The sequence below is a fragment of the Pseudarthrobacter sp. NPDC058329 genome (genome assembly GCF_042879835.1).
In the GTDB taxonomy this organism is placed as follows: Bacteria; Actinomycetota; Actinomycetes; order Actinomycetales; family Micrococcaceae; genus Arthrobacter.
Genome location: NZ_JBHVZR010000016.1, coordinates 86408 through 111952, shown reverse-complemented (window position 1 = coordinate 111952; position 25545 = coordinate 86408). Strand labels below are relative to the sequence as shown.

Below are 25545 nucleotides of genomic sequence, written 5' to 3'. Positions count from 1 at the left end.
ACGATGGAAGCCGGCCCTGAACGCCTTCGCCATCAGCTTCGACGGAAGAATCAACTAAATGCCAACCGTGGATCCACCGAAAATCGGACAGTCCCGTTCGAAGCGTCCCAAGGCCACCAGGTCTGGGTCACGCCCCAAACGCTTTCCGGCGAACTCAGCTACCGAATGACAACCAGACAGATTTTCGGCAAAAATGCCACCAGCTGCACCTAAGGGACTGTCCGATAAACGGTGTGTGGGGTCCGGTATGACCGCTGACTCGGGTTTTCTACCGGGTGCTGCGGCCTTGTGCGGCGGAGGTGATGAGGTCGCTCTTGGTTAGCGGCGCGCCCGTACGCAGTGCCGTGGCCCAGGTTGCGGTGTCGGTGACGGCGGCCCAGTTTGAATGCAGCAATGCCATGAGGGTCTCGTGGACTTGGCGTGCCGGCGCGGTGCCGGCGTCGTTGGTGAGGTCGATTGCTCCGGTCGCGTCGGAGAGGACTTCGACGGAGAAACCGAGGGGCTCGGCGGCCGCGGCGGAGGCGATTACACAGTTGTTTGTCATGTAGCCAACGAGCGTGATCGTGTCGATGCCCTGTTCACGCAGCCAGGCTTGGAGGTCGGTGCCAGCGAAGACGCTGGAGAACTGTTTGCTAATGCGCATAGTTGCCGCGTCCTCGCGGGCAGCGACTTCGGGGTGGTTCTGCCAGGTGGCGGACCCGGACCCGAACACCGGGGCTTCTGCCGGAAGTTCGTGCTGGACGAGCACGACGGGAGTTCCCGCCTGCTCCGCGGCGTTGATCGCGGTCTGGATGTTGGTGATGGATTGGTCACGGGCGGGGTACTGGATCGGAAGCAGTCCGTCGAAGTATTCCTGTTGGGCGTCGATGACGATGAGGGCTCGGTTGGGGGTGGTCATGGGGTTCTCCTTCTTGGGGGTGGGTTGTGTACGTCGAAGTGTCGAAATGTGTTTATTGCGCGGTGGCCGGTAGCGGTTCGTTCAGGTGCGGGAGTTCGTAGTGATCGGCGATGAGGGTGATCCCACGCTGGTCCAGGGCTGCTGAGTGGCCGCCGACCACGAGCATCACTTCATCGACGCCGGTGCGCTCGTGCAGGACTTCGAGACGGTCGGCGACAGTAGCGGCAGTGCCGTGGAAACTGCGTTCGGTGTAAGCGTCCAGGATTTGCCGCTCCTGGATCGTGGCAGGGTACGCCTCGACCTCGTCCGGAGGCAGGAGCAGGTAGCCCTCGCTTCTGAACATGCGCAGCATCGCCATGGCCGATGTTGCCGCCTGCCGTTTTGCCTCCGCCGGGTCGTCGCTGATCGCCGCGGGCACGCTGACGAGGGTGTGGGGCTCGGCCAGCACGTCAGAGGGCCGGAAGCTCTCACGGTAGAGACGCAAGGCCGTGTCGATGTCAGCGTCGCCGAACTGCAATGCGAATGCATACGGCCGGCCGAGCTGCCCGGCCAGCTGAGCTGAGTACGGAGAGGAACCCAGCACCCATACCTCCGGCGCAGTCAATGACGCAGGCACCCGGTTTTCCTTTGCCTGCCAAGGGCCGGGAACTGCGTGAACGTTCCGGTATGGGTTCCCGGGAGGGAAGACGTCGCCCAGGAAGCCGAGCAGCTCGAGCACCTGCTGCGGGAATCCCTCGTCGGCTGCCGCGCCCCGCCGGAGCGCGGCAGCGGTCGCCCCGTCCGTGCCAGGTGCCCGGCCCAGCCCAAGATCGATCCGGCCCGGGGCGAGAGCCTCCAGCATCCCGAACTGCTCGGCAATCAGCAGCGGGGCGTGGTTAGGCAGCATCACCCCTCCAGCGCCGAGGCGGATGCGCGCCGTCTCGGCGATGAGGCGGGCGATCATCAACGGTGGTGAAGACACCGATGTCGCACCCATCCCATGATGCTCAGACATCCAGAACCGGTGATAACCCCGCTGGTCCGCCGCCCGTGCCAGCGAGATCGTACCCGCGAGCCCCTCCCCCGCGGTCATCCCGACACCGGTGCCACCTGCGGACAGCACCGACAGGGTGAACGGGGACGTGCCGGATGGTCGTCCGAACTGCATAAAAAACTCCTCATGGAAACATCTGCTCTTTACCGTGATGAAGCGTAGCAGGACTATCACGGTTAACCGAAGCTGATAACATGAGAACCATGAAAGATGCTTCACTAACTGCAGCCCCGGGCGCCGAGGAGCATCCCAGCCTTGCGCTGGTCAACAGCGCAAATGAACTGCCCGGGGGCAGACGCTGCGACGAATTGGACGGTCCTGATGACGCCGCGGCTTGGCTGATCGCGCACGATCTCATCGGACCGGAGACGGTGCTGCAGGAGCACTGCCGGGGCAGGCTCGCATCCCTGCGCGCGGATCTGCGCGATCTCTTCACCGCGCACGCGACAGGGGACGTCCCCACGGCAGCGGCCGTGCAAGCTCTAAATCGTGCACTGACCTGTGCACCCGGGGCGCTTCTGCTTCAGTTCGACCCGGCGGCTGGGTTCACCCGCAGCGCCAAGCACCCCGTGACACAGGTCGTCGAGCACGTCATGGCCGTCCTGGCCGAGGACGCTGCCTCGCTGCTAAGCGGCGACCAGGCATCTGTGCTCGCGTCCTGCGAAGCGGACGGGTGCCAGCGATTCTTCCTCCGCACGCACGCGCGAAGGCAATGGTGCTCTACACGCTGCGGGGACCGTGTCCGTGCGGCACGCGCGTACGCGCGTAAACGCGCGCTACACACCGCATGAATTGATGTGCTGCCGGGTCCCCCTTCGGTCCGATGGGCCAAGCACGCACAGCTGCAAGGTAGCTTGTGAGCGGAATCCGGCCGACGCATCTTCGCATCCAACCACCATGATTAGCTCCGGCTCCAATGGCGGGCATGCCGCCCTGATCCGGCGGCATTCCTAAACTTCGTCTCTGCAGCTAGTGGCTCGGCTGGTCTACCCTAGCGGCACTGGACTTGCCATGTGCTTGTGCCGTCAATTTGGAGGGCAGTGTGGTACCGGCGAGTATTCCGGCTGCTATGAGCAGGCCGGCGGCGACGGTGAGCGCACTGCCGTACCCGGCGACAAGTTGACCGCTTTCGGAGAGGTCCGCATGGCCTCCGCTGCCAGTGACGGTTGCGGCGATACCGGCCAGAACGGCCAAACCAAGCGCGACGCCGATCTGTTGGGCGGAGTTCAGCAGGGCGGACGCAATCCCGGCCTCCCTTGGTTCAGTGTGGTAGACCGCGGCCTGGGTCAGGGCAATGACGCCGAGTCCGAACCCAAGGGCGAGAACGAACATGGCCGGTGCCAAGTGCAGCCAGTAATTCGTGTCGACCTGGATGAAGGAGAACCAAAAAGCAGCCAAGGAGCTGAGCAGCGCGCCCGCCGCGGCGACGAAGCGTGGAGCGGCCCGGTTGAGCAGTTTGGGGGCAGCGCCTGCGCCGACCACGAGCCCGGCTGCGAATGGTAGCCAGCCGGTGCCGGTCTGCAGGGGACTGTACTGCTGGACCTGCTGAAGATAGAGAGTGATGACGTAAAAGGTGCCCATGGGTCCGATGGCGAGCAGCAGCATGGACCCGTAGGCTCCGGCGCGGCTGCGATCCCGGAACAGGCTCAGGGGGACCAGCGGCGTGCGGCTGCGGGCCTGTGTGGCGATGAACGCCGCAAGCAGCACGGCAGCGACACCGATAAGTCCGAGCCCGATCGGGTCCGTGAAGCCATCCTCACCAAAGCGGGTGATGGCGTACACCAGGGAGACCATGCCGCCGGTTCCCAGCACCGCGCCTCGGACATCAAGGTTGCCAGGGTGGCGGTCTGCTTCGGGGAGGTTTCGGCTGCCAAAGAGGACGAGGATCCCAATGGGGATATTGATGAAGAAAACCCACCGCCAGCCAAGCGTGCCGGTCAGGACCCCGCCGAGGAGTAGCCCAACTACGATTCCCAGGCCGGACATCGCACCGTACAGTGACAGCGCCGCGTCACGGGTCTTGTGCTCCGAAAAGGTGGTGGTGATCAGTGCCAACGCGTTTGGGGCCACCAGCGCGGCCCCCAGCCCTTGAACGGCGCGGGCGGCAATGAGTATTTCGCTGCTGATACCGATTCCACCGGCCAGCGATGCGAGCACGAAGATGGCCAGGCCTGCCCGCAGGACCCGTCGACGACCATAAAGGTCACCGATCCGCCCGCCCGGCAACAGCAAGGCGCCAAAAGCAAGGATGTATGCATTCACGATCCACGACAGATGCACGGGACCTACCCCGAGTTCCTGCTGAATGCTCGGCAATGCAATATTCACAATCGAGTCGTCGAGCACCAGCATCAGCTGCGCGGACGCAATCACCAGCAGCGGTATCAAACCACTGCGCTGTCCTGCCTTTTCTGTCACAACATCTCCTAAAAATTTTGCGGGGGCAGCAGGGCCCCAAGTCACGAAAGTGGGCTCGCACATCCGTTGGGGCTAGACCGCCTGGTTAAGTTCGCGGACAGACTCCCGTACGCCGGAAGCAAGGCTCACGCTTCCCGCTTCTGCCGTCTTATCCCGGCGGAACGTTGGACCGGTCGGATGACCGAGCTACAAGTTCAGTTGTTGCCGACGGTATAACCGGCGGAGGTGACAGCCTCACGAACATCAGCGCCGGCGGCTATGCCGCTCACACGCAAACGGGACCGGCCGCCGGAAACGAGCTCAACGGAAGCAGATTCCACACCATCAAGGGCTCTGACGGCGTCCTCCACAGTCCGGACACAATGCCCGCAGGTCAGGCCTTCAACGCTGAACTCAACCGCACCGGTATCGGCGGCCGAAGTGGATGGCTCGGATGAGCAGCAGCTGCAGCCTGCAGCCGCCTGGGTAAGGGGCAATTGGTAGCAATTTCGAGATTTGAACATGCCAGTTCCATTCCTTGACGAAGCATCAATGGGCGCTGGGGATGACGGCTGTGAAGGCGGATGCAAAGCACCGGCCGGGACATACCAAGTCACTGACAACAAATTCAATATACCCCCGGGGGGTATATTGGGCAAAAGTGCCTGCGGCGGTAGTTCGCGGACGAAGTCTGGCAGCAGGCCAGGTGGGTCCCCTGCAGTCACTCCTGAGTCGCGGGCATCCTCGCAACTACGCGTTGCACACATTGTTCCGATTTCGGTAGCCGGTGCCGGGTGCGCGACAGTACCAGCCAGTTATTCGCGGGCATTGCAGCAAGGTGAAGCACACCCCAATCTGACGTCAGGCGTCCGGGCGCCAGGTGTCAGAATAGGGCACGATCTCCACGTTTGTTGACGACGGCTCAAGAAACTCAGAGACCCAAAGCGGACACTTTTGACCCGCTTCGAACCGCAACGCCACGGTGGCTTTCATTCTGAATTCCGTAGCCCCGTCCCCCACCCTGAGCCTTACGCTCCGACAGCAATCCGAAATCTCCCGTTGCGTTCCCACGTCGCCGCGGCACGTCCAAGTGTTTTAAGCAGACGTAAGTGTGGACGCTGTCCACACTTCCTTTGGCACGACAAACAGAGCCCCCGAAGCTGCCATGACGCCAGGGCGGAGCTTCCAAGGAAGTTTTCCAGCAGAACCGGTGATGTCATGTTGTGGCCGCGGCCCCGGACCGTGAATAGGTGTTGGCCACCCCCGGCCAACCCGACCGAACAGGAATTAGGAACCCCAAAACCCCATCACAGCAGGCGGAAGATCTACCAGCCACGGTCATGAACCCGCCACCCCACACACCTGACTAGGCTCCGCGGCGGCCAGGCCACAGCCCGCAACCTAGCCTCAGATGACGCCACCACAAGGCATGTCAACACGTTAAAGCAAAAACCCCTCTCACGAGGGGATATGCTGTGCCCGAGGTGGGACTCGAACCCACACACCTTTCGATACCGCATTTTGAGTGCGGCGCGTCTGCCAATTCCGCCACTCGGGCGCGGAATACATGAAGCAAATGGGTACGCCCACAGCTGATTGTGAGCAACGCGATCGCTTCACGTACGCGGAATTACTCTACATGCAGATAGGCTGAATTCCAGAATCGCGCCGCCGACGCCGCACACCGACCATGCAGATCAAGTACAGGACCGGGCGCACCTAAGATAGTGATGTCCCCGCCGTACCTTTCCAAGGAGATCCCGTGACTGAACAGACGGAGTCAAAACCCACGTCCCAACCGGCGCGCCGCGTCGTTGTGGCCGAGGATGAAACCCTCATCCGCCTCGACATCATCGAAATCCTGCGCGGCGAAGGCTATGACGTCATCGGCGAAGCGGACAACGGCGAGAAGGCCGTGCAACTCGCCGAGGAACTGAAGCCGGATCTGGTCCTGATGGACGTCAAGATGCCCGTTATGGACGGCATCTCCGCAGCAGAGAAGATCGTGAAGGCACGCATCGCCCCCGTGGTGCTGCTGACCGCGTTCAGCCAGAAGGAACTCGTGGAGCGCGCCCGCGACGCCGGCGCCATGGCCTACGTCGTGAAACCCTTCACCCCGGCTGACCTCATCCCGGCGCTCGAAATCGCCCTCTCCCGCCACGAGGAGATCAAGGCACTCGAAAGCGAAGTTTCCGACCTCCAGGAGCAGTTCGCCACCCGCAAGCTCGTGGAGCGCGCCAAGAGCCTGCTCACCACCAAGATGGGCCTCACGGAACCTGAAGCGTTCCGCTGGATCCAGAAGACTTCCATGGACCGCCGCCTCAGCATGCGCGAAGTGGCCGAAACCATCATCAACCAGGTCAACTAGCGTCGCCTGATTGGGCCTGTTGGAATCCCGACAAGCCCAATCACCGAAAAAGGACCCCTGCCAACCGGCAGGGGTCCTTTTCGCTACTCGAAAGCCTAGGCCTTCTTCTTCTTTTCCGGCCAGGGGCCGAGCTTTTCCTTGTTGCTGACCGCTTCGCCTACACGAGCGGTATCGGCGAGGTCGCCCACCTTGTGCACCTTCAGCGAGTTGGTGGAGCCGGCCTTTCCGGGAGGCGAACCGGCGGCGATAACCACCAGGTCGCCGTCGTCCACAAGCTCCATCTCAAGAAGGCTGCGGTCCACCTGGGCGGTCATCTCATCGGTGTGGTCCACCATCTGGACCAGCACCGGCTGGATGCCCCAGGTCAGTGCCAGCTGGTTCCAGACCTGCTCCACCGGAGTGAACGCAAAGACCGGCTTGATGGGGCGCAGGCGCGAGAGGCGGCGTGCGGAGTCGCCGGACTGGGTGAAAGCACAGATGTACTTCGCGTCCAGCTGGTCGGCGATTTCGACGGCGGCCCGGGTGATCGCGCCGCCGCGGGTCTTGGGCTTGGTGCCCAGCGGAGGAACGCGCTCCAGACCGTGGACCTCGGTGGACTCGATGATCCGGCCCATGACCTTGACGGTCTCGATCGGGTACTTGCCCACGCTGGTCTCACCGGACAGCATCACGGCGTCGGCACCGTCCAGCACCGCGTTGGCACAGTCGGACGCCTCAGCGCGGGTCGGGCGCGGGTTGTCAATCATGGATTCCAGGACCTGGGTTGCCACGATGACCGGCTTCGCCCAGCGGCGGGCCAGTTCGATGGCACGCTTCTGCACAATCGGCACTTCCTCCAGCGGAAGCTCCACGCCAAGGTCGCCACGGGCCACCATAATGGCATCGAACGCGTCGATGATCTCGTGCAGCTGGTCCACCGCCTGCGGCTTTTCGATCTTGGCGATCACCGGCACACGGCGGCCTTCCTCGTCCATGATCTCGTGCACGCGGACGATGTCGGACGCATCGCGGACGAACGAGAGGGCCACCAGGTCAACACCGCGGCGCATGGCCCAGCGGAGATCGTCCTCGTCCTTTTCGCTCAGCGCCGGAACGTTGACGGCAACACCGGGCAGGTTGATGCCCTTGTTGTTGGACACCATGCCGCCCACGGTCACCTCAGCGACAACCTTGACGTCGTCAACCTCGATGGCACGCAGGGCCACCTTGCCGTCGTCGATCAGGAGCGCATCGCCCACGTTGACGTCCTCGGTGAGGCTCTTCAGCGTGGTGGAGCAGATGTCCTTCGTACCCGGAACGTCCTCAGTGGTGATGGTGAACGTGTCACCCTCGGCGAGGGCGTGCGGACCGTCCACAAAACGGCCCAGGCGGATCTTGGGTCCCTGCAGGTCAGCCATGATGGCAACCGGCTTGCTCAGGTCGGCCGCTGCCTTGCGGACGTTCTCATAGGTGTTGTCATGCACGGAGTAGTCACCGTGGCTCATGTTCATACGGGCAACGTCAACACCGGCCTCCAGCACCGCGAGGGTGTTTTCGTAGCTGGCAATTGCCGGACCGAATGTAGCCACAATTTTTGCGCGTCTCATATACCTACCCTATTGGTCTCTTGCATTGGTTAAGTTGGCGTGGAGGTGAACCCTCGATGCTGCGCTAGAGGACCGCGATAGCCCGGTCGGTGGGCGCAACGGGAGCGGGCAGGATGGTGCTGCCCATCAGGAACTTGTCCACTGCGGCTGCTGCTGCGCGGCCTTCGGCGATGGCCCAGACAATGAGGGACTGGCCACGGCCGGCGTCGCCGGCAACAAAAACGCCCTCGGTGTTGGTCATGTAGTAGCCGTCCCGGGACACGTTGCCGCGGCCGTCAAACTCGGCGTTGACCTGCTCGGTGATTCCCGCCGGCTCTGCGCCGGTGAAGCCCAGGGAAAGGAAGACCAGGTCCGCTGGGATGATCCGCTCGGTGCCGGCCTTGGGCAGGCGCTTTCCGTCAACAAATTCCGTCTCGGCCACCTTGACGCCGGTGAGCCGGCCGTCTTCCCCTACGAACTCAACGGTGGAGGCGAGATAGGTCCGATCGCCGCCTTCCTCGTGCGCGCTGGCAACCTCGAACAGGGTGGGGAACGTCGGCCACGGCTGGTGGCCGGCACGCTCAGCCGGGGGCTGCTTGCCGATGGCAAGGGTGGTTACGGAGGCAGCCCCGTGGCGGTGGGCGGTGCCGAGGCAGTCCGCGCCGGTGTCGCCGCCGCCCAGGATCACCACGTGCTTGCCCTGCGCATGGATCTGGTTTTCCACGGTCTCCCCCGCGACGACGCGGTTGGCCGGCACCAGGTAATCCATGGCGTAGTGCACGCCCTCCAGGTCGCGGCCCGGGATGGGCAGGTCGCGGGGGACGGTGGCACCGGTGCAGACCACGACGGCGTCGTAGCGCCTGCGCAGCTGCTCCCAGGTCACGTCCGTACCCACGGCGACACCGGTGCGGAAGCGGGTCCCCTCCGCCTTCATCTGTTCGACGCGGCGGTCAACCTGCTCTTTTTCCATCTTGAAGTCGGGGATGCCGTACCGCAGCAGGCCGCCGATCTTTTCGTCCCGCTCGTACACGGCGACAGTGTGGCCCACCCGCGTCAGCTGCTGGGCGACGGCCAGGCCGGCAGGTCCGGAGCCGACGACGGCAACGGTCTTCCCGGTCAGGCGCGCCGGAGGCAGCGGGTTGACCCAGCCGTTGTCCCAGGCTTCGTCGATGATCGAGACTTCCACCTGTTTGATGGTCACGGCAGGCTGGTTGATTCCCAGCACGCAGGACGCCTCGCACGGGGCCGGGCATAGGCGGCCGGTGAACTCCGGGAAGTTGTTGGTGGCGTGCAGGCGCTCAATCGCTTCCTCGCCCTTGTCCCGCCATGTGAGGTCATTCCACTCGGGAATGAGGTTGCCCAGCGGGCAGCCCTGGTGACAGAACGGCACGCCGCAGTCCATGCAGCGGCCGGCCTGGGCCTTCAGGGTGCCCTTTTCCTGCGCCTCGTACACTTCCTTCCAGTCCATGATGCGGACGGGAACAGGACGGCGCGGCTGGGTTTCACGCTGACGTACTTTCAAAAATCCGCGTGGATCAGCCACCGGTTACCTCCAGGATTCGAGACCACACTTCTTCGCCGTCGGGGTCCAGGCCCTCTTCGATGGCGTCGAGACGGGTTTGCAGCACAGCCGCGTAGTCGCGCGGCAGCACCTTGGTAATGCGGGCGGCGGTGTCATCGAAGTTCTCGAGGAGGCGCGCGGCCAGCTGGGAGTCAGTTTCTTCAAGGTGCTTGACCAGGAGGCCGTGCACGATGTCGCGGTCCTCGGCGTCCAGCTCGCGGAGCTGGAGTTCGCCGGACTGCAGTGCGTCCTTGTTGACCCTGGCAGTGTCCAGGTCCAGGACGTAGGCGGTGCCGCCGGACATGCCGGCACCGAAGTTGCGGCCGGTACGGCCGATGATCAGCGTCTGGCCGCCGGTCATGTACTCACAGCCGTGGTCGCCAATGCCTTCGACGACGGCGGTGGCACCTGAGTTGCGGACCAGGAAGCGTTCGCCCACCTGGCCGCGCAGGAACATTTCGCCGCTCGTGGCGCCGTAGCCGATCACGTTGCCGGCAATGACGTTGGTCTCCGCCTTGAACACGTTGGTGCGGTCCGGCCGGACGATGATGCGCCCGCCGGAGAGGCCCTTGCCCACGTAGTCGTTCGAGTCGCCGAACAGCCGCAGGGTGATGCCTGCAGGCAGGAAGGCGCCGAGCGACTGGCCGGCGGTGCCGCTGAGGGTCACATCGATGGTGTCCGTGGCCAGGACGTCCGTGCTGAACGTCTTGGTGACCACGTGGCCCAGCATGGTGCCCACAGAGCGGTCCGTGTTGATGACGTCAACGGAGATCTTCACCGGGCTGCGGTCCGTCAGGGCCTCCGTGGCCATGGTGATCAGCCGCTGGTCGAAGTGCTTGTCCAGCTCGTGGTTCTGGCCGGTCATGTTCCGCAGCGGAGCGTCGTCGTCGAACTCCAGCCCGTGCAGGATCGGATCCAGGTCCAGGCCGTCGGCCTTCCAGTGGTTCACGGCTTCACGGCTGTCCAGGACCTCGGCGTGGCCGATGGCCTCTTCCAGGCTCCGGAAGCCCAGCTCTGCCAGGATCTCGCGGACTTCCTCGGCAAGGAACTCGAAGAAGTTCACCACGAACTCAGGCTTGCCGGTGAAGCGGGCCCGGAGTTCCGGGTTCTGCGTGGCCACGCCCACCGGGCAGGTGTCCAGGTGGCAGACGCGCATCATTATGCAGCCTTCCACCACCAGCGGGGCGGTGGCGAAGCCGAATTCCTCGCCGCCGAGCAGCGCGGCGATCACCACGTCACGGCCGGTCTTGAGCTGGCCGTCCACCTGCACCACCACGCGGTCGCGCAGGCCGTTGAGCATCAGCGTCTGCTGGGTCTCGGCGAGGCCGAGCTCCCACGGGACGCCGGCGTGCTTGAGCGAGTTCAGCGGCGAGGCGCCGGTTCCGCCGTCGTGGCCGGAAACGAGCACGACGTCGGCCTTCGCCTTGGTCACGCCGGACGCCACAGTGCCGATCCCCACTTCGGAGACGAGCTTGACGTGCACCCGGGCCGAGGGGTTGGCGCGCTTGGCATCGTAGATGAGCTGCGCGAGGTCCTCGATCGAGTAAATGTCGTGGTGCGGGGGCGGGGAGATGAGTCCGACGCCGGGAGTCGAGTGACGCGTGCGGGCTACCCACGGGTAGACCTTCTGCGCCATGAGCTGGCCGCCCTCGCCGGGCTTTGCACCCTGCGCCATCTTGATCTGGATGTCGTCGGCATTCGTCAGGTAGAGGCTGGTGACACCGAATCGGCCCGAGGCGATCTGCTTGACGGCGGAACGCCGCTTGGGATCGAGCAGGCGGTCCACGTCCTCGCCGCCCTCACCGGTGTTGGACTTGCCGCCCAACTGGTTCATGGCGATGGCCAACGTCTCGTGGGCTTCCTGGGAGATGGACCCGTAGCTCATGGCACCCGTGGAGAACCGCTTGACGATGCTGGAGACAGGCTCCACTTCTTCGAGCGGAACCGCGGGCCGCTCATTCTTAAACTTGAGCAGGCCGCGCAGGGTCATCAGGTTCTGGGACTGGTCGTCCACTCCCCTGGTGTAGGCCTTGAAGATGTCGTAGCGGCGCTCACGCGTGGCGTGCTGCAGCCGGAACACCGTCTCGGGGTTGAACAGGTGCGGCTCGCCGTCGCGGCGCCACTGGTACTCGCCGCCGCCAAGCAGCGGGCGGTGGGGCTGCTCGATGCCGCCCTCCGGGTACGCCATCTGGTGCCGCGCCGAGACCTCGGCCGCGATAACGTCCAGGCCCACGCCGCCAAGCTGCGAATGGGTGCCGGCGAAGAATTCGTCCACCAGCTCCTGGCCCAGGCCCAGGGCTTCGAACGTCTGGGCACCGGTGTAGGAAGCGACCGTCGAGATGCCCATCTTGGACATGATCTTCAGGACACCCTTGCCCAGGCCCTTGATCAGGTTGTAGACGCCGTCCTGCGGGGTGACCCCGGTGACGTCGCCGGCAGCAATAAGCTGCTCCACTGATTCCATGGCCAGGTACGGGTTGACGGCGGAAGCGCCGTAGCCGATCAGGACCGCCACGTGGTGCGTCTCGCGGACGTCGCCCGCTTCAACGACCAAAGCGGTCTTTGTGCGGTTGGCGCTGCGGAGCAGGTGGTGGTGCACGGCGCTGACCAGGAGCAGGGACGGGATGGGCGCCCACTGCGCGTTCGAGTCGCGGTCGGACAGCACGATGTACTGGACGCCGCGGTTGATGGCGCCGGAGACCTGCTCGCAGATTTCAGTCAGTCGGGCGCGGAGCGCGTTCTCGCCGCCTTCGGGGCGGTAGAGCCCGCGGACCTTCATCGCGACACGGAATCCGTCGGCGTCCTCGATGTTGGCGATCTTGGCGAGCTGGTCGTTGTTGATCACCGGGAACGGCACCTGGACCTGGGGCTGGCGGACCTGCTTGGTGTCCAGCAGGTTGCCATTGGGGCCGATGGCACAGGTCAGCGAGGTGACCAGTTCTTCACGGATGGCATCCAGCGGCGGGTTGGTGACCTGCGCAAAGGACTGCACGAAGTAGTCGAAGAGCAGGCGGGGGCGCTTGGACAGCACGGCCACCGGGGTGTCCGAGCCCATGGCGCCCAGCGGCTCCGCACCGGTGCGGGCCATCGGGCCCAGCAGGATCTTCAGTTCCTCGGTGGTGTAGCCGAAGGTGCGCTGGCGGATGTTCACCGATGCAGCAGTGTGAACCACGTGCTCGCGCTCGGGCAGGTCCTTGAGGTCGATCAGGTTGTCCTTGACCCACTCCGCCCACGGGTTGGCGGCGGCGACCTCGGCTTTGACCTCTTCGTCGTCGATGATGCGGCCGGACTCGGTGTCCACCAGGAACATCTTGCCCGGGGACACGCGGCCCTTCTTCACCACCTTGGAGGGTTCGACGTCGATGACGCCCACCTCGGAGGCGAAGACGATCAGGCCGTCCTCTGTGATCCAATACCGGCCCGGGCGCAGGCCGTTGCGGTCCAGGGTGGCGCCGACGAGGTTGCCGTCGGTGAAGGAAACAGCCGCGGGACCGTCCCACGGTTCCATCAGCAGGGAGTGGTACTCGTAGAACGCACGCCGGGCCGGATCCATGGTGGCGTGGTTTTCCCAGGCTTCGGGGATCATCATCATGATCGAGTGCGTGATGGGGCGGCCGGAGAGCCACAGTAGCTCGGCTACCTCGTCGAAGGACGCGGAGTCGGAGGCGCCGGGGGTGCAGATGGGGTAGAGCTCTTCCGGCGAGTCGCCCAGCAGCGGGTTGGCGAGCTGCGACTGGCGGGCACGCATCCAGTTCCGGTTGCCCTTGACCGTGTTAATCTCACCGTTGTGCGCGATGGTGCGGAACGGCTGGGCCAGCGGCCAGGACGGGAAGGTGTTGGTGGAGAAGCGCGAGTGCACAATCGCCAGTTTGGTCTTGAAGCGCTTGTCCGAAAGGTCCGGGTAGAACGGCTCAAGCTGGGCCGTGGTGAGCATGCCCTTGTAGACAATGGTCCGCGAGGACAGCGAGGGGAAGTAGACGCCGAACTTGTTCTGGGCGCGCTTCCGGATCCGCCAGGCGCGGGAGTCCAGCTCGTTGCGGTCCAGTTCCTCACCGGTGGCGGACGCCAGGAACGGCTGGGAGAAGTAAGGCATGCAGGCGCGTGCCATGGCACCGACGAGGTCGGCGACGATGGGCACTTCCCGCCAGCCGAGGACTTTCAGGCCCTCGTCAGCTGCGAGGCCCTCGATGCCTGCCTTGGCGGCGTCGGACTCCCGCTGCTCGGCGGGGAGGAAAGCGGTGCCGGCCACAAACTGGCCGGGAGCGGGGAGTTCGAACTCCGTAACCGCACGGAAGAACTCGTCCGGGATCTGCATCAGAAGGCCCGCACCGTCACCGGTGCCCTCGTCCGCGCCAACGGCACCGCGGTGCTCGAGGTTGCGCAGGGCAGTGAGGGCGGCGTCCACAATGTCATAGCCCGGTTCGCCGCGGAGGGTGGCGATGATCGCAAGACCGCAGGCGTCCTTCTCCTGCTCCGGGTTGTACAGCCCGTGTGCCTCCGGAAGAGCCGCGAAGCGCTTGAACGGCGACATGGCGGTCTCAGGCTGATCCGGTTCAGACCAACTGGGAGTGTGAAGAGTTTGGGTCATGGGAGACGTCCTTCCTCCTGATCGTGCGTATGGAAGGGACACCATTGGCCCCACTCGTGCGGCGCCGCGGTTATGGGCACAACAAAGTGTTGATTACTGGAAATTGTAGGTCAGCATGGCCCGCTGAACTAACAGTTAAGCAGGCCCCTGCCCCGGGCAACACAGGACAGCAGCTCTATGCTGTCCACGGTGGCCCCGCTGCCACGACGTTGTGGTGATTGGGCGCTTCGAGCGGTGGCTCTGCTGCCCTGCCTGGCCTGCGCGCTACTTGGTAGTGCCGGCTTCCGGCGCGGTTCCTGTGGCTGTGCTGCCGGAACTTCCGGCAACGGTTGCATCCGGTCCGGGTTTGGGGCCCGCCGGCGCAGCCTCGGCTTGTTCCGTGGGGACGGAGGCATGCCGGGAACCGCTTTTGTTCTCAGGGAGATTATCACGCGATTCACTATCTGAGACAACGGAGTCCGTATCACGGACTGGATCGACGGTGGCTGCCACCGCCTTTTCACCCGGCTTCACGTCTTGCTTTTCCGCCGGTTCGCGGCCCGGAAGGTAGACGGTGTCCGGCTCCGTCCGTTTCTTTCGTCCCAGCAGGATGAACGCCGCGAGGGCAACCAGGAAAACGAAGATGCTGGTCCAGACGTTCAGGCGCGTGGTGATGCCGAACAGGGAAATCTGCTCGGCATCGTCGATGCGCATGGCTTCGATCCAGACCCGGCCCAGGGTGTAATACATGGCATAGAGCCAGAACAGCCTGCTGCGGCGGAAGTTAAACTTCCGGTCCAGTGCGAGCAGTATGACGACGCCGGCCAGGTTCCACAGCGATTCGTACAGGAACGTGGGATGGAACAGGGTGTCGGCGGGGACTCCTGCGGGGAAGTTGGCGTTGTCCGCGTCGATCTGCAGCCCCCACGGCAGGGTGGTGGGGCCGCCGAACAGCTCCTGGTTGAAGTAGTTGCCCCAGCGTCCCACGGCCTGGGCCAGCAGCAGCCCGGGTGCGGCGGCGTCAAGGAAGGCACTGAGTTTGACCCCGCTGCGGCGGCAGCCGATCCACGCGCCCACAACGCCCAGGACCACGGCACCCCAGATGCCCAGGCCGCCACGCTGGATCTGCGGTATCAGCGAGAGGTCGCCGGTGCCGTCGAAGCCGGGCCCGAAGTACGCGTCGGGTGAGGAGACCACGTGGTACAGGCGGCCGCCGATGATGCCAAAGGGAATCGCCCAGACGACGATGTCCCACACGCTGCCTTCAGGTGCCCCTCGTTTGGCCCAGCGGACTGAGGTCAGCCACAGGCCCACCACGATCCCCGCGAGGATGCACAGCGCGTACGCGTGAATCCGCAGCGTTCCCCAGGGCAGGGGAATGTCGAAGCCGGACCAGTCCGGGCTGGGGATGCTGGCGGGCACCATGGCTGCCGCCTGAAGGAGCGTCTGCATTGCTTTAGGCTTCTTCCCTGGTCAGTCCGGCACTGAGGTCCTTGGTGAGTGCAGCGACGGCGTCCACGCCGCCGTCGCGGATGGCCGCTACCAGGGCGGTGCCCACGATGACCCCTTCGGCGTACGCGGCAATCTCCCGGACCTGCCCGGCGTTGGACACACCCAGCCCCACGCAGACGCGTTCGGCGCCGGCAGCGTGTGCCGCAGCCACCACATCCTTGGCCGCGGTGCTGACGGAGGTCCGGGCGCCGGTGACGCCCATGATGGACACGGCGTAGACGAAGCCGCGGCTCGCGTCCACTGTCCGCTGCATACGCTCTTTGGTGGAGGACGGTGCAACCAGGAACACCCTGTCGAGGCCGTATTTATCCGAAGCCTCCATCCACTCGGCTGCCTCGTCAGGAATGAGGTCCGGGGTGATGAGCCCGGCTCCCCCGGCCTCGGACAGGCGCCGCGAGAATTCGTCCACGCCCATCCGGACCACCGGGTTCCAGTACGTCATGACCAGGACGGCAGCGTCGGTCCTGCTGGTGATGCCTGCCACCACATCAAAAACCTGGCGCACCGAGAAGCCCTTGGCCAGTGCCTCCGTGGTGGCTGCCTGGATGACCTGGCCGTCCATGACCGGGTCCGAATAAGGGATGCCGATTTCGATGAGGTCGGCGCCGTTCTCTGCCAAGGCGATGCCTGCAGCGATCGTATCCTCGACGCTGGGGTACCCGGCGGGAAGGTACCCGATGAGGGCGGCGCGGCCTTCGGCGCGGGCCTTGTCGATGGCCGCGGCTGACTTGCTGATGGTCTGTGCAGTGCTCACAGCTGCTCCCCCTCTTTGCCGATTTCCGACTCGGCGGAATTCTTGTCCAACAGGTCGAACCATTCGGCTGCGGTGGCTACGTCCTTGTCGCCGCGGCCGGAGAGGTTCACAATCACGATCTTGTCCTCCGCGCTTGCGCCGGTGGCGTCAGCTTCATCAGCGAGGCGCTGCCCCACCTTGATGGCGCCGGCGAGGGCGTGCGAGGACTCGATGGCGGGGATGATGCCTTCGGTGCGGCACAGGAGGCGGAAGGCTTCCATGGCCTCGGCGTCGGTGATGGGTTCATAGTTGACCCGTCCGATGTCCGCCAGGTAGGAGTGCTCCGGGCCGACCCCCGGATAGTCGAGGCCGGCAGAGATTGAGTGGGATTCGATGGTCTGGCCGTCGTCGTCCTGCATGAGGTAGGAACGGGCGCCGTGCAGGACGCCGGGCTTGCCGAGCGTAATGGTGGCCGCGTGGCGGCCAGTCTCCACGCCGTCGCCGCCGGCTTCAAAGCCGTAGATCTTCACGGACGGATCATCAAGGAAGCCGTGGAAGATCCCGATAGCGTTGGAGCCGCCGCCGATGCAGGCGCAGACGGCGTCAGGAAGCCGGCCAACCTGGTCCAGGATCTGGCCGCGGGCTTCCTCGCCGATGACTTCGTGGAAGTAGCGGACCATGGCCGGGAAGGGATGGGCGCCGGCAGCGGTGCCCAGGAGGTAGTGGGTGTTGTCCACATTGGCCACCCAGTCCCTGAGGGCTTCGTTGATGGCGTCCTTGAGGGTCTGCGAGCCGCTGGTGACGGGAATGACGGTGGCGCCAAGGAGTTCCATCCGGGCAACGTTCAGCGCCTGGCGCCGGCAGTCCTCAGCTCCCATGTACACCACGCACTCCAGCCCCATCAGGGCGGCGGCGGTGGCGCTGGCCACGCCGTGCTGGCCGGCACCGGTTTCGGCAATGACGCGGGTCTTGCCCATGCGCTTGGCAAGCACAGCCTGGCCCAGGACGTTGTTGATTTTGTGTGAGCCGGTGTGGTTCAGGTCCTCGCGCTTGAGGAAGATCCGGACTCCCCCGGCGTGCTCGGAGAAGCGCCTGGCTTCGGTGAGCAGGGAGGGACGCCCGGAATAGTTTTTGTTCAGGTCCGCGATCTGCGCCCGGAACTCAGGGTCTTCCCTGGCCTTGTCGAAGGTCTCCTCGAGTTCGTCCAAGGCGGCGATCAGGGACTCCGGCATCCAGCGTCCCCCGTAGCTGCCGAAGTAGGGTCCCGGGGCGTGTTTGAGGGAGCCGCCCTGCAGGAATGCTTCCGCGGCGTTGTTGTCAGCGTTCGCTGAGGGTGCGTCGGCCATCAGTCCCGTCCTGTTCGAAGTTGTTTGTTCAATAAATGTGGTGTTCCGGCAGCGGTGCCGGAACTAATTTCCGCGGGCGGCAGGCAGCCCCTGTCCACCGAGGGTGCAGGGGCGTCCCGGTCAGCCGCGGGCTGCGATGGCGGCGGCGCCTGCCGCCGTGAATTCCGTAATCCGCTCACGCGGGGTGGCGTGGCTGACCAGGGCCTCGCCCACCAGGATGGCGTTGGCTCCACTCGCGGCGTAGTGCGTGACATCGTCAACGTCGCGGACGCCGGATTCGGCCACCACGAGGGCCTCAGCCGGGATCAGGCCTGCCAGGGACGCGAAAACGGAACGGTCGACGTCGAGCGTCTTGAGGTTCCGCACGTTGACTCCGATGATGCGCGCCCGGGCAGCGACGGCCCGCTCGATCTCCGCTTCGGTATGGGTCTCCACGAGCACGTTCATGCCGAGTTCCTGGCTGAGCGCCGAAAACTCGGTGAGTTGTGCGTCCGAGAGCGATGCCACGATGAGCAGGATCAGGTCTGCCCCATGGGCGCGGGCTTCCCAGATCTGGTATTCGTCGAGCGTGAAGTCCTTGCGCAGCAAGGGCACGTCCACCGCGGCGCGCACGGCGTCCAGGTCCGCCAGGGACCCGTTAAAGCGGCGCTGTTCGGTGAGGACGCTGATGACTGAGGCGCCGCCGTCGGCATACTGCCGTGCAAGGGAAGCGGGATCGCCGATGGCGGCGAGGTCACCCTTGGAGGGGCTGCGGCGTTTGATCTCCGCGATGACTTTCAGCTGTTCCCGGGACCGGGAGGGGCCGCCGAGCGCTGCCCAGGCGTCGCGGGCAGGTGCCGCGGCCTGGGCCAGGTCCTTCAGTTCAGCGAGGGAAACCAGGCGTTTCCGCGCGTCCATATCCTCCCTGACACCGGCGTTGATGTCGTCGAGAACAGTTGCCATCAGTGGCCGGAGTTCTTCAGCTTGCTGCCTTCGACGCCGTAGCCTGCTTTGCGCATAATCCAGCCGAGGATCAGTCCGATCACCATCACGACGCCGCCGGCAATGAAGATGGGGGTGCTGGCGATGACAAAGGCGATTGACGCGATGAGCGCGCCCACCAGCATCACGATGACGCAGGTCCAGGCCGCGGGGCTGTTGCCGTGGCCGAGTTCCTGGCTGTGGTCAATGGCGCCGGGGGCCACCGTGCGGGTGCCTGACTTGGAAACGGACGCAGGTGCTTTGCTCATGGAAAAATCTCCTCAGGGTGGATACTGCTTACATTCTGCCATTTTTTGGCCGGTGGCCGCGTATCGGCGCCTGCCCGCGTGGACCGCGGCGGCGCGGAGGCGTCTCAGGTGGGGTCGTCGCCGCGCGAGAGCCGGTCCCAGCTGTCTATCTCATCGACAGGACCTGCCGCCGCGGCAGAGCCTCCGGCGGCCGGGGCGTCGTATTTTGTCCTGGTTTTCCAGTGCCGCCCGGCGGGGATGATGAGCAGGGCTGCCATGGCCAGCAAGCAGCCCGCGACGACGGCGAGCACCGGGAATGCGGTGACGGAAACGTGCGCCTGGCTGCCTGTGATCCCGGTGGCGGCCGCGATGGCTCCCTGGGCTGCGGCGAGCGGATTGGCGAGGACGGTGGCCGCGGCGGCGACGATTCCTGCCGACGCGAGGACGATGATGGCGGTGATGATCCACCGCGCGATCCTGCCTGCGATCGCGGCGGCCAGTCCGCCGGCAAGGGCAACCAGGGCCAGCGCCGTGACGGCGGTGGCGGCCTTGCTGCCCTGGACTTCCAGCGCCGTTTGCGCGGCACCGGCCTGGCCCACCTGGTTCGGGTCCAGTGTGACGGTCATCCACGTTTGGGTGGTCGTGCCAAACACCGCCAGCGCCAGGACTGCGACGAGCAGCACCAGCGTGGACTTCCGGGCCCACGCAGGGGCGCCGGAAGCCTTTCCGGCGCCTCCAGCGTGCCCCGTGTCCGGCCCTTGAGCGGGCATCAGGAACCCGTCCCGTCCGGCAATTCCTCTGCCGAGATGTTCTGCAGCGACCCTGCCGTGTGGACGGCCCGAAGCGGAGCGGCGGCCTTGTTCACGGTTTCAAGGGCCTCCGTGGGGTTGACCGAGTCAGCTACGATCCCGCCGCCGGCCTGGACATAGGCCCGTCCCCCGCGCAGCAGGGCGGAGCGGATGGCGATGGCCATATCCATGTCCCCGGCGAAGTCGAGGTAGCCCACAACGCCTCCGTAGATGCCGCGGCGGTGCGGTTCCAGCTCGTCGAGAAGACGCAGGGCGCGGGGTTTCGGCGCACCGGAGAGCGTCCCGGCCGGGAACGTCGCCTTTAGGACGTCGTAGGCCTTTGCCTTCGGCGATAGCTGGCCCACCACGGTTGAGACGAGATGCATGATGTGGCTGAAACGCTCCACCTCCATGAACTGCGTGACGTCTACGGTCCCGGCCACACAGACCTTGGAAAGGTCGTTACGCGAGAGGTCAACGAGCATCAGGTGTTCGGCGCGTTCCTTCTGGTCCGCCAGGAGCTCCTCAGCGAGTGCCTTGTCCGCCTCCACTGTTTTGCCGCGCGGGCGCGACCCGGCGATGGGGTGGGTGATGACCTCTTCACCGGTCACCGTCACGAGGGCCTCCGGCGAGGAACCCACGATGGAGTACTCCCGGCCGTCGGCGTCCTCGAGGCTGAAAATGTACATGTAGGGGCTGGGGTTGGTGTTCCGCAGGACCCGGTAAACGTCCAGGGCGGAGGCCTTGCATTCCATTTCGAAGCGCCGGGAAATCACTACCTGGAAGACTTCGCCGTCCACGATGGCTTCCTTGCCGCGGTCCAGGGCAGCCAGGTACTCGGCTTCGTCCCAGCGCTCCTGCACGCTGGAGGCAAAGTCTAAAGCAGCAGGGGTCAGGACCGAGACGGGCTGCGCCACCGGGGTGCTGACTTTGGCCAGGAGTGCCTTGACCCGGGCCACGGCGTCGTGCCAGGCCTCGTCCACGCGCTCGGAGCTGTCATCGAAGTTGATGGCGTTGGCGATCAGCAGCACCGTGCCGTCAACGTTGTCGTGCACGGCCATGTCCGTAACGAGGTTCAGCGCCATTTCCGGCAGCTGCAGGTCATCCTCGGGCGGGCTTACCAGCCGCTCCCAGTGCCGTACGGTTTCCCAGCCGAGGAACCCCACCAGGCCGGAGGTGAACGGGGGCAGGCCCTCGAACCGGTCCGTGCGGAGGGCTTCGATGGTGTCCCGGACGGCCTCCACGGGGCTGCCGTCAACCGGGACCCCTGCGGGCGGTTCACCCAGCCAGTGTGCGCTCCCGTCCTTGGTGGTCAGCGTTGCCCGGGACTTTGCGCCGATGAAGGAATAGCGGGACCAGGCCCCACCCACGGCAGCCGACTCCATAAGGAACGTTCCGGGCTGCCCCTGCGCGAGCTTCCGGTACAAACCAATGGGCGTCTCCGCGTCGGCAAGTATTTTAAGCCGTACTGGGATGACGCGGCTGTGGCCGGCCAGTTCCCGGAACTCCTCAAGGCCCGGGCTGATGATTCCAAGGTCCTGCATGGCTATGCTGTTCCGCCTGTTCTAGAAGGGGCCGGCCGTGCCGGCGCCTGTTGATGTGCTTGCAGGGGTGGCCAGCCCTCCCCTGCGCTCCGCAGCAACCTGCGGTCAAAATGGTCAGCCTGCCGGGCTGGTGGTGACTTCCAGGTCCCTGCCGTCGAAGCACGTGCGGGTGCCGGTGTGGCACGCGGCGCCTACCTGGTCCACACGAACCAGGAGGGCGTCGCCGTCGCAATCCATGGCCACGGACTTGACCCACTGCACGTGCCCGGAGGTGTCTCCCTTGCGCCAGTACTCCTGGCGGGAGCGGGAGTAGAACGTGACCCGGCCGCTTGTGAGTGTGCGGTGCAGCGCCTCGTCATCCATCCAGCCGAGCATCAGCACCTCGTTGGTGTCGAATTGCTGCACGACGGCGGCAACGAGGCCGGCGCTGTCACGCTTGAGTGCCGCGGCCAGCTCGGACGGGAGCGGGCCTGCCGGCGATGCAGCGGAGGGCGTGGCCGGGCCTGCCGACGGCGCTGCGGGCAGGGCGGAACCAGGGAGTGCGGTGGGGGCGGGCTGCTCAGACATCAGGTCAAGTCTAGTGCCTTGCCCATGCCTGAATTCCTGTGTGAACAACGGCACGCCTGCGCGCGTGGACGCGCTGCCCAACTGCGCGGCTCTCGTGCTAGTTTCACAAGTGATGCATTTCGTCGACCCGTCCCGAGAAGTCCTGGCCGAAACCCTCCTTGCGGCCGGCCCTGACGCGCCCACGCTCTGCAAGGGCTGGCGCACCAGGGACCTTGCCGCGCACCTTTACCTGCGCGAACGCAAAGCCGCCGTGGGACTGGGCCTGATCATCAAGCGCCTGGCGAAGGCGTCAGACCAGGCCACCGCCAAGCTGGCCGCGAAGTTGACCACGGCCGAGGCTTACGCCCGGCTGGTGAATACCTTCCGCGCCGGGCCGCCTGTTCTTTCGCCCATGAAGATCAAGGGACTGGACGAGAGCGCCAACCTCATTGAGTACTTTGTCCACACCGAAGACGTGCGGCGCGCAGTGGACCGTTGGGCGCCAAGGGCACTGGATGAAGCCTATTCAGACGCCCTCTGGGATGAACTCGTCAAGCGTGCCGCGATCCTGTACCGGGGAGTCGATCTGGGCATCGTGCTGGTCCGGCCTTCCGGACCACGGCATGTTGCCAAGCGCGCCCCCGTTTCGGTGGCCATCGTTGGCGAGCCGGGGGAACTGCTGATGCACGCCCATGGCCGCACGCGCCACGCTCTGGTCACCTTCGAAGGCCAGCCGGACGCCGTCGCGCTTCTCCAGTCAGCCGAAGTCGGGCTTTAACGCAACTGACTCGCAGTTGTTGTCGTTATGAGCGCTCAAAACGACAACAATTGCGAGTCAGATGGGTGTCAGCGGACTTCGAAGCCTGCTTCGCGGATCGCTTTCTTGACCTGCGACATCATGTCATCCGGGCCCCAGTGAAAGATGGATGCTGCCAGCACTGCGTCCGCGCCGGCTGCGACTGCGGGCGGGAAGTGCGCCGGTTCCCCTGCGCCGCCGGAAGCGATGATGGGCACGTTGACGGCGGCCCGGACCAGGCTGATGAGTTCCAGGTCGAAGCCGTCCTTGGTGCCGTCGGCGTCGATGGAGTTGAGCAGGATCTCCCCCACTCCGCGGTCCGCCGCTTCCTTGGCCCAGGCAATGGCGTCAATTCCCGTGCCGGTGCGCCCGCCGTGGGTGGTGACTTCAAATCCCGATGCCGTGGGCCGGGACCCCGGACGGGTGCGGCGGGCATCGACGGACAGGACAAGGACCTGGGAACCGAAGTGCCTGGTGATCTCGTCAATGACGTCCGGGCGGGCCACTGCTGCGGTGTTGATGGAGGCTTTGTCCGCGCCGAAGCGGAGCAGCTTGTCCACCTCTGCCACACCACGGACGCCGCCGCCCACGCACAGCGGAATAAACACTTCCTCGGCGGTCCGGCGGACCACGTCGAAGGTGGTTTCGCGGTTGCCGGAGGATGCCGTGACGTCCAGGAACGTCAGTTCGTCCGCGCCGGCGTTGTCGTAGCGGTGGGCGAGCTCCACGGGGTCGCCGGCGTCGCGGAGGCCCTCGAAGTTAACACCCTTGACGACGCGCCCGGCGTCCACGTCGAGGCAGGGAATGACGCGTACGGCTACTGCCATGGGAACTCCTGGAATTCTGTGGTGCGGGAGTGATGCTGTGCGGGCGGGATCAGATGCGGCAGGCGTGGATGCTGCTGACCAGGATGGCGCGGGCGCCGAGGTCGTACAGCTCATCCATGATCCGGTTGGTTTCCCGCTTGGGCACCATGGACCGGACGGCAACCCAGTCCGAGTCCCGCAGCGGCGAGACCGTAGGCGATTCGAGCCCGGGGGTGAGAGCGGCAGCCTGTTCCACGAGTTCCTTGCGGATGTCGTAGTCCATCAGGACGTACTGGCGGGCCACGAGGACACCCTGCAGGCGGCGGATCAGGACCTCAATCTCCTTGGCCGTGCCGTTAGCGGCGCCGCCGTCGCCAGTGCGGCGGATCAGCACGGCCTCTGACTTCAGGATCGGTTCGCCAAAAATCTCCATACCGGCGGCCTTAAGGGTGTTGCCGGTTTCGACGACGTCCGCGATGGCGTCTGCAACGCCCAGCCGGACCGAGGACTCCACGGCGCCGTCCAGGCGGACCACCTTGGCGTTGACGCCACGTTCGGCGAGGTAGCCGCGGAGCAGTCCGTCATAGCTGGTGGCCAGCCGCTTGCCTTCAAGCTCCTCAACCTTGGCGAAGTCCCCTACCGGCCCGGCGAAGCGGAAGGTGGAGGCGGCGAATCCCAACGGGAGCAGCTCCTCGGCTTCCACCTCCGCGTCCAGCAGCAGGTCGCGTCCGGTGATGCCGACGTCGAGCGTTCCCTGGCCGACGTAGACCGCGATGTCGCGGGGGCGGAGGAAGAAGAATTCGATGTCGTTGTCCGGGTCCACCATCACCAGCTCACGGGTATCGCGGCGCTGGCGGTAACCGGCTTCGGAAAGCATCGCGGAGGCGGCTTCGGACAGGGAGCCCTTATTGGGGACGGCAACTCGCAGCATGGGAAATCTTTCTGGATTCGAAAATGTCTAGGTGTTCAGGCAATGCAGGCCACGGCGGGCACCGGCGGCTCAGGGCGCGCCGGACCGGTGGCTACAGATGCTTGTAGACGTCTTCCAGGGTCAGGCCTTTGGCGAGCATCAGAACCTGCAGGTGGTACAGCAGCTGGGAAATTTCCTCGGCCGCCGCTTCATCGGATTCATATTCGGCAGCCATCCATACTTCAGCTGCTTCTTCAACGACTTTCTTGCCGATGCCATGGACACCGGAGTCCAATTCAGCGACGGTGCGGGAGCCTTCCGGGCGGGTGGCTGCCTTCTCGCTGAGTTCAGCGAACAGCGTCTCGAAATTCTTCACGCCCTCCAGCCTACTTGCTGCGGCCCGCAGGGCGCCTGTCGGGCCGTTGCATGACGGGCGCGATGTGAGTGAACACACACCGCGCCCGCCGGCCGGCTGTCTGCTAGCTGTACTGCTTCAGCACGACGGCGGTGGCCAGCGCCGCGGTCACTGCCTCGTGGCCCTTGTCTTCCTTCGAGCCGGGAAGGCCGGCGCGGTCCAGGCCCTGCTGCTCGGTGTCGCAGGTGAGGACGCCGAAGCCCACAGGGACGCCGGTGCGGACACTGACGTCGGTGAGTCCCGACGTCGCGGCCTGGCAGACGTATTCAAAGTGCGGCGTGCCGCCGCGGATCACGACGCCGAGGGCCACCACGGCGTCAAAGTGCGGTGCCAGTCTGGCAGCTGCGACCGGCAATTCGAAGCTGCCCGGGACCCGCAGGACTGTGGGCTCTGCGATGCCGGCGTCCTTGGCAGCGCGAAGGGCGCCGTCGAGGAGGCCGTCCATGATCTGCGTGTGCCAGCTGGCTGCAACGATGGCCAGCCGCAGCTGGGATGTTTCGGCCGGGTTGAGGGTGGTCAGGTCAATGTCGGGGGCGCCGTGTCCGCTCATAA

23 protein-coding genes and 1 tRNA gene are annotated in these 25545 nt (G+C 65.2%); 4 read left to right on the top strand and 20 right to left on the bottom strand.

The window, feature by feature from the left end; all coding sequences use genetic code 11:
* Positions 1-213, top strand: a 213-nt coding sequence (locus ACFVYC_RS18075) for a hypothetical protein (RefSeq protein ID WP_387552816.1), incomplete at its 5' end; no start/stop codon positions are given.
* A 55-nt stretch (positions 214-268) separates the two neighbouring features.
* On the opposite strand, the gene ACFVYC_RS18070 is transcribed toward ACFVYC_RS18075, so the two are convergent.
* Positions 269-898, bottom strand: coding sequence for a cysteine hydrolase family protein (locus tag ACFVYC_RS18070; protein ID WP_387552814.1), 630 nt, complete (start codon positions 896-898; stop codon positions 269-271).
* A gap of 52 nt (positions 899-950) precedes the next feature.
* Positions 951-2045, bottom strand: a complete 1095-nt coding sequence (locus ACFVYC_RS18065; RefSeq protein ID WP_387552812.1) for an LLM class flavin-dependent oxidoreductase — start codon at positions 2043-2045, stop codon at positions 951-953.
* Between the two features lie 80 nt (positions 2046-2125).
* Between ACFVYC_RS18065 and ACFVYC_RS18060 the strand changes: the two genes are divergently transcribed.
* The gene (locus tag ACFVYC_RS18060; RefSeq protein ID WP_387552811.1) at positions 2126-2722 is read left to right on the top strand and encodes a CGNR zinc finger domain-containing protein; all 597 of its coding nucleotides are present in this window, start codon (positions 2126-2128) and stop codon (positions 2720-2722) included.
* A gap of 178 nt (positions 2723-2900) precedes the next feature.
* Here ACFVYC_RS18060 and ACFVYC_RS18055 read toward each other — a convergent pair whose 3' ends face one another.
* The 3 genes from ACFVYC_RS18055 to ACFVYC_RS18045 all read right to left on the bottom strand — a co-directional run bounded on the left by ACFVYC_RS18055 (position 2901) and on the right by ACFVYC_RS18045 (position 5886).
* Positions 2901-4349: an MFS transporter gene (locus ACFVYC_RS18055; RefSeq protein WP_387552809.1), complete on the bottom strand. Its 1449-nt coding sequence runs from the start codon at positions 4347-4349 to the stop codon at positions 2901-2903.
* Between the two features lie 194 nt (positions 4350-4543).
* Positions 4544-4852, bottom strand: a complete 309-nt coding sequence (locus ACFVYC_RS18050) for a heavy-metal-associated domain-containing protein (protein WP_387552807.1) — start codon at positions 4850-4852, stop codon at positions 4544-4546.
* Between the two features lie 952 nt (positions 4853-5804).
* Positions 5805-5886, bottom strand: a tRNA-Leu gene (locus tag ACFVYC_RS18045).
* Positions 5887-6090: 204 nt separating this feature from the next.
* On the opposite strand from ACFVYC_RS18045, the gene ACFVYC_RS18040 reads away from it, so the two are divergent.
* Positions 6091-6696 (top strand): ANTAR domain-containing response regulator, encoded by a 606-nt coding sequence (locus ACFVYC_RS18040; RefSeq protein WP_163163231.1) that lies wholly within the window; start codon positions 6091-6093, stop codon positions 6694-6696.
* A gap of 95 nt (positions 6697-6791) precedes the next feature.
* Here ACFVYC_RS18040 and pyk read toward each other — a convergent pair whose 3' ends face one another.
* From pyk to hisI, 11 genes are all read right to left on the bottom strand, one after another.
* Complete coding sequence (gene pyk, locus ACFVYC_RS18035; RefSeq protein WP_387552805.1) at positions 6792-8282, bottom strand: pyruvate kinase; 1491 nt, start codon at positions 8280-8282, stop codon at positions 6792-6794.
* 64 nt (positions 8283-8346) lie between these two features.
* Positions 8347-9804, bottom strand: coding sequence for a glutamate synthase subunit beta (locus ACFVYC_RS18030; protein WP_387552803.1), 1458 nt, complete (start codon positions 9802-9804; stop codon positions 8347-8349).
* Entirely contained in the window at positions 9797-14410 is a 4614-nt protein-coding gene (gltB, locus tag ACFVYC_RS18025) for a glutamate synthase large subunit (RefSeq protein ID WP_387552801.1), read from the bottom strand. The genes ACFVYC_RS18030 and gltB overlap by 8 nt, the downstream gene beginning before the upstream one ends.
* A 264-nt stretch (positions 14411-14674) precedes the next feature.
* Positions 14675-15841: a prolipoprotein diacylglyceryl transferase gene (lgt, locus tag ACFVYC_RS18020; protein ID WP_387552799.1), complete on the bottom strand. Its 1167-nt coding sequence runs from the start codon at positions 15839-15841 to the stop codon at positions 14675-14677.
* 4 nt (positions 15842-15845) lie between these two features.
* The gene (trpA, locus tag ACFVYC_RS18015; protein ID WP_387552797.1) at positions 15846-16655 is read right to left on the bottom strand and encodes a tryptophan synthase subunit alpha; all 810 of its coding nucleotides are present in this window, start codon (positions 16653-16655) and stop codon (positions 15846-15848) included.
* Complete coding sequence (gene trpB / locus ACFVYC_RS18010) at positions 16652-17980, bottom strand: tryptophan synthase subunit beta (protein ID WP_387552795.1); 1329 nt, start codon at positions 17978-17980, stop codon at positions 16652-16654. The genes trpA and trpB overlap by 4 nt, the downstream gene beginning before the upstream one ends.
* A 120-nt stretch (positions 17981-18100) precedes the next feature.
* Positions 18101-18922 (bottom strand): indole-3-glycerol phosphate synthase TrpC, encoded by an 822-nt coding sequence (trpC, locus tag ACFVYC_RS18005; RefSeq protein ID WP_387552793.1) that lies wholly within the window; start codon positions 18920-18922, stop codon positions 18101-18103.
* Positions 18922-19209, bottom strand: a complete 288-nt coding sequence (locus tag ACFVYC_RS18000; RefSeq protein ID WP_387552791.1) for an HGxxPAAW family protein — start codon at positions 19207-19209, stop codon at positions 18922-18924. Before ACFVYC_RS18000 ends, trpC begins: the two co-directional genes overlap by 1 nt.
* 104 nt (positions 19210-19313) lie before the next feature.
* Positions 19314-19958, bottom strand: coding sequence for a Trp biosynthesis-associated membrane protein (locus ACFVYC_RS17995; protein ID WP_387552789.1), 645 nt, complete (start codon positions 19956-19958; stop codon positions 19314-19316).
* The gene (locus ACFVYC_RS17990; RefSeq protein WP_387552787.1) at positions 19958-21520 is read right to left on the bottom strand and encodes an anthranilate synthase component I; all 1563 of its coding nucleotides are present in this window, start codon (positions 21518-21520) and stop codon (positions 19958-19960) included. The genes ACFVYC_RS17995 and ACFVYC_RS17990 overlap by 1 nt, the downstream gene beginning before the upstream one ends.
* Before the next feature lie 114 nt (positions 21521-21634).
* On the bottom strand, positions 21635-22087 hold the full coding sequence (hisI, locus tag ACFVYC_RS17985) for a phosphoribosyl-AMP cyclohydrolase (protein ID WP_387552785.1): 453 nt from the start codon (positions 22085-22087) through the stop codon (positions 21635-21637).
* A 112-nt stretch (positions 22088-22199) separates the two neighbouring features.
* Between hisI and ACFVYC_RS17980 the strand changes: the two genes are divergently transcribed.
* Positions 22200-22844, top strand: a complete 645-nt coding sequence (locus tag ACFVYC_RS17980; protein WP_387552823.1) for a TIGR03085 family metal-binding protein — start codon at positions 22200-22202, stop codon at positions 22842-22844.
* Between the two features lie 68 nt (positions 22845-22912).
* Here the strand turns inward: ACFVYC_RS17980 and hisF are convergent, their stop codons facing one another.
* From hisF to ribH, 4 genes are all read right to left on the bottom strand, one after another.
* Positions 22913-23689, bottom strand: coding sequence for an imidazole glycerol phosphate synthase subunit HisF (gene hisF / locus ACFVYC_RS17975; protein ID WP_387552783.1), 777 nt, complete (start codon positions 23687-23689; stop codon positions 22913-22915).
* 49 nt (positions 23690-23738) lie between these two features.
* On the bottom strand, positions 23739-24599 hold the full coding sequence (gene hisG / locus ACFVYC_RS17970) for an ATP phosphoribosyltransferase (RefSeq protein WP_387552781.1): 861 nt from the start codon (positions 24597-24599) through the stop codon (positions 23739-23741).
* Positions 24600-24690: 91 nt separating this feature from the next.
* Positions 24691-24954 carry a phosphoribosyl-ATP diphosphatase gene (locus ACFVYC_RS17965; RefSeq protein WP_015936881.1) on the bottom strand — a complete coding sequence of 88 codons (264 nt, stop codon included), beginning with the start codon at positions 24952-24954 and terminating at the stop codon, positions 24691-24693.
* A 103-nt stretch (positions 24955-25057) separates the two neighbouring features.
* Positions 25058-25543 carry a 6,7-dimethyl-8-ribityllumazine synthase gene (gene ribH, locus ACFVYC_RS17960; RefSeq protein ID WP_387552779.1) on the bottom strand — a complete coding sequence of 162 codons (486 nt, stop codon included), beginning with the start codon at positions 25541-25543 and terminating at the stop codon, positions 25058-25060.
* Positions 25544-25545 lie beyond the last annotated feature (2 nt).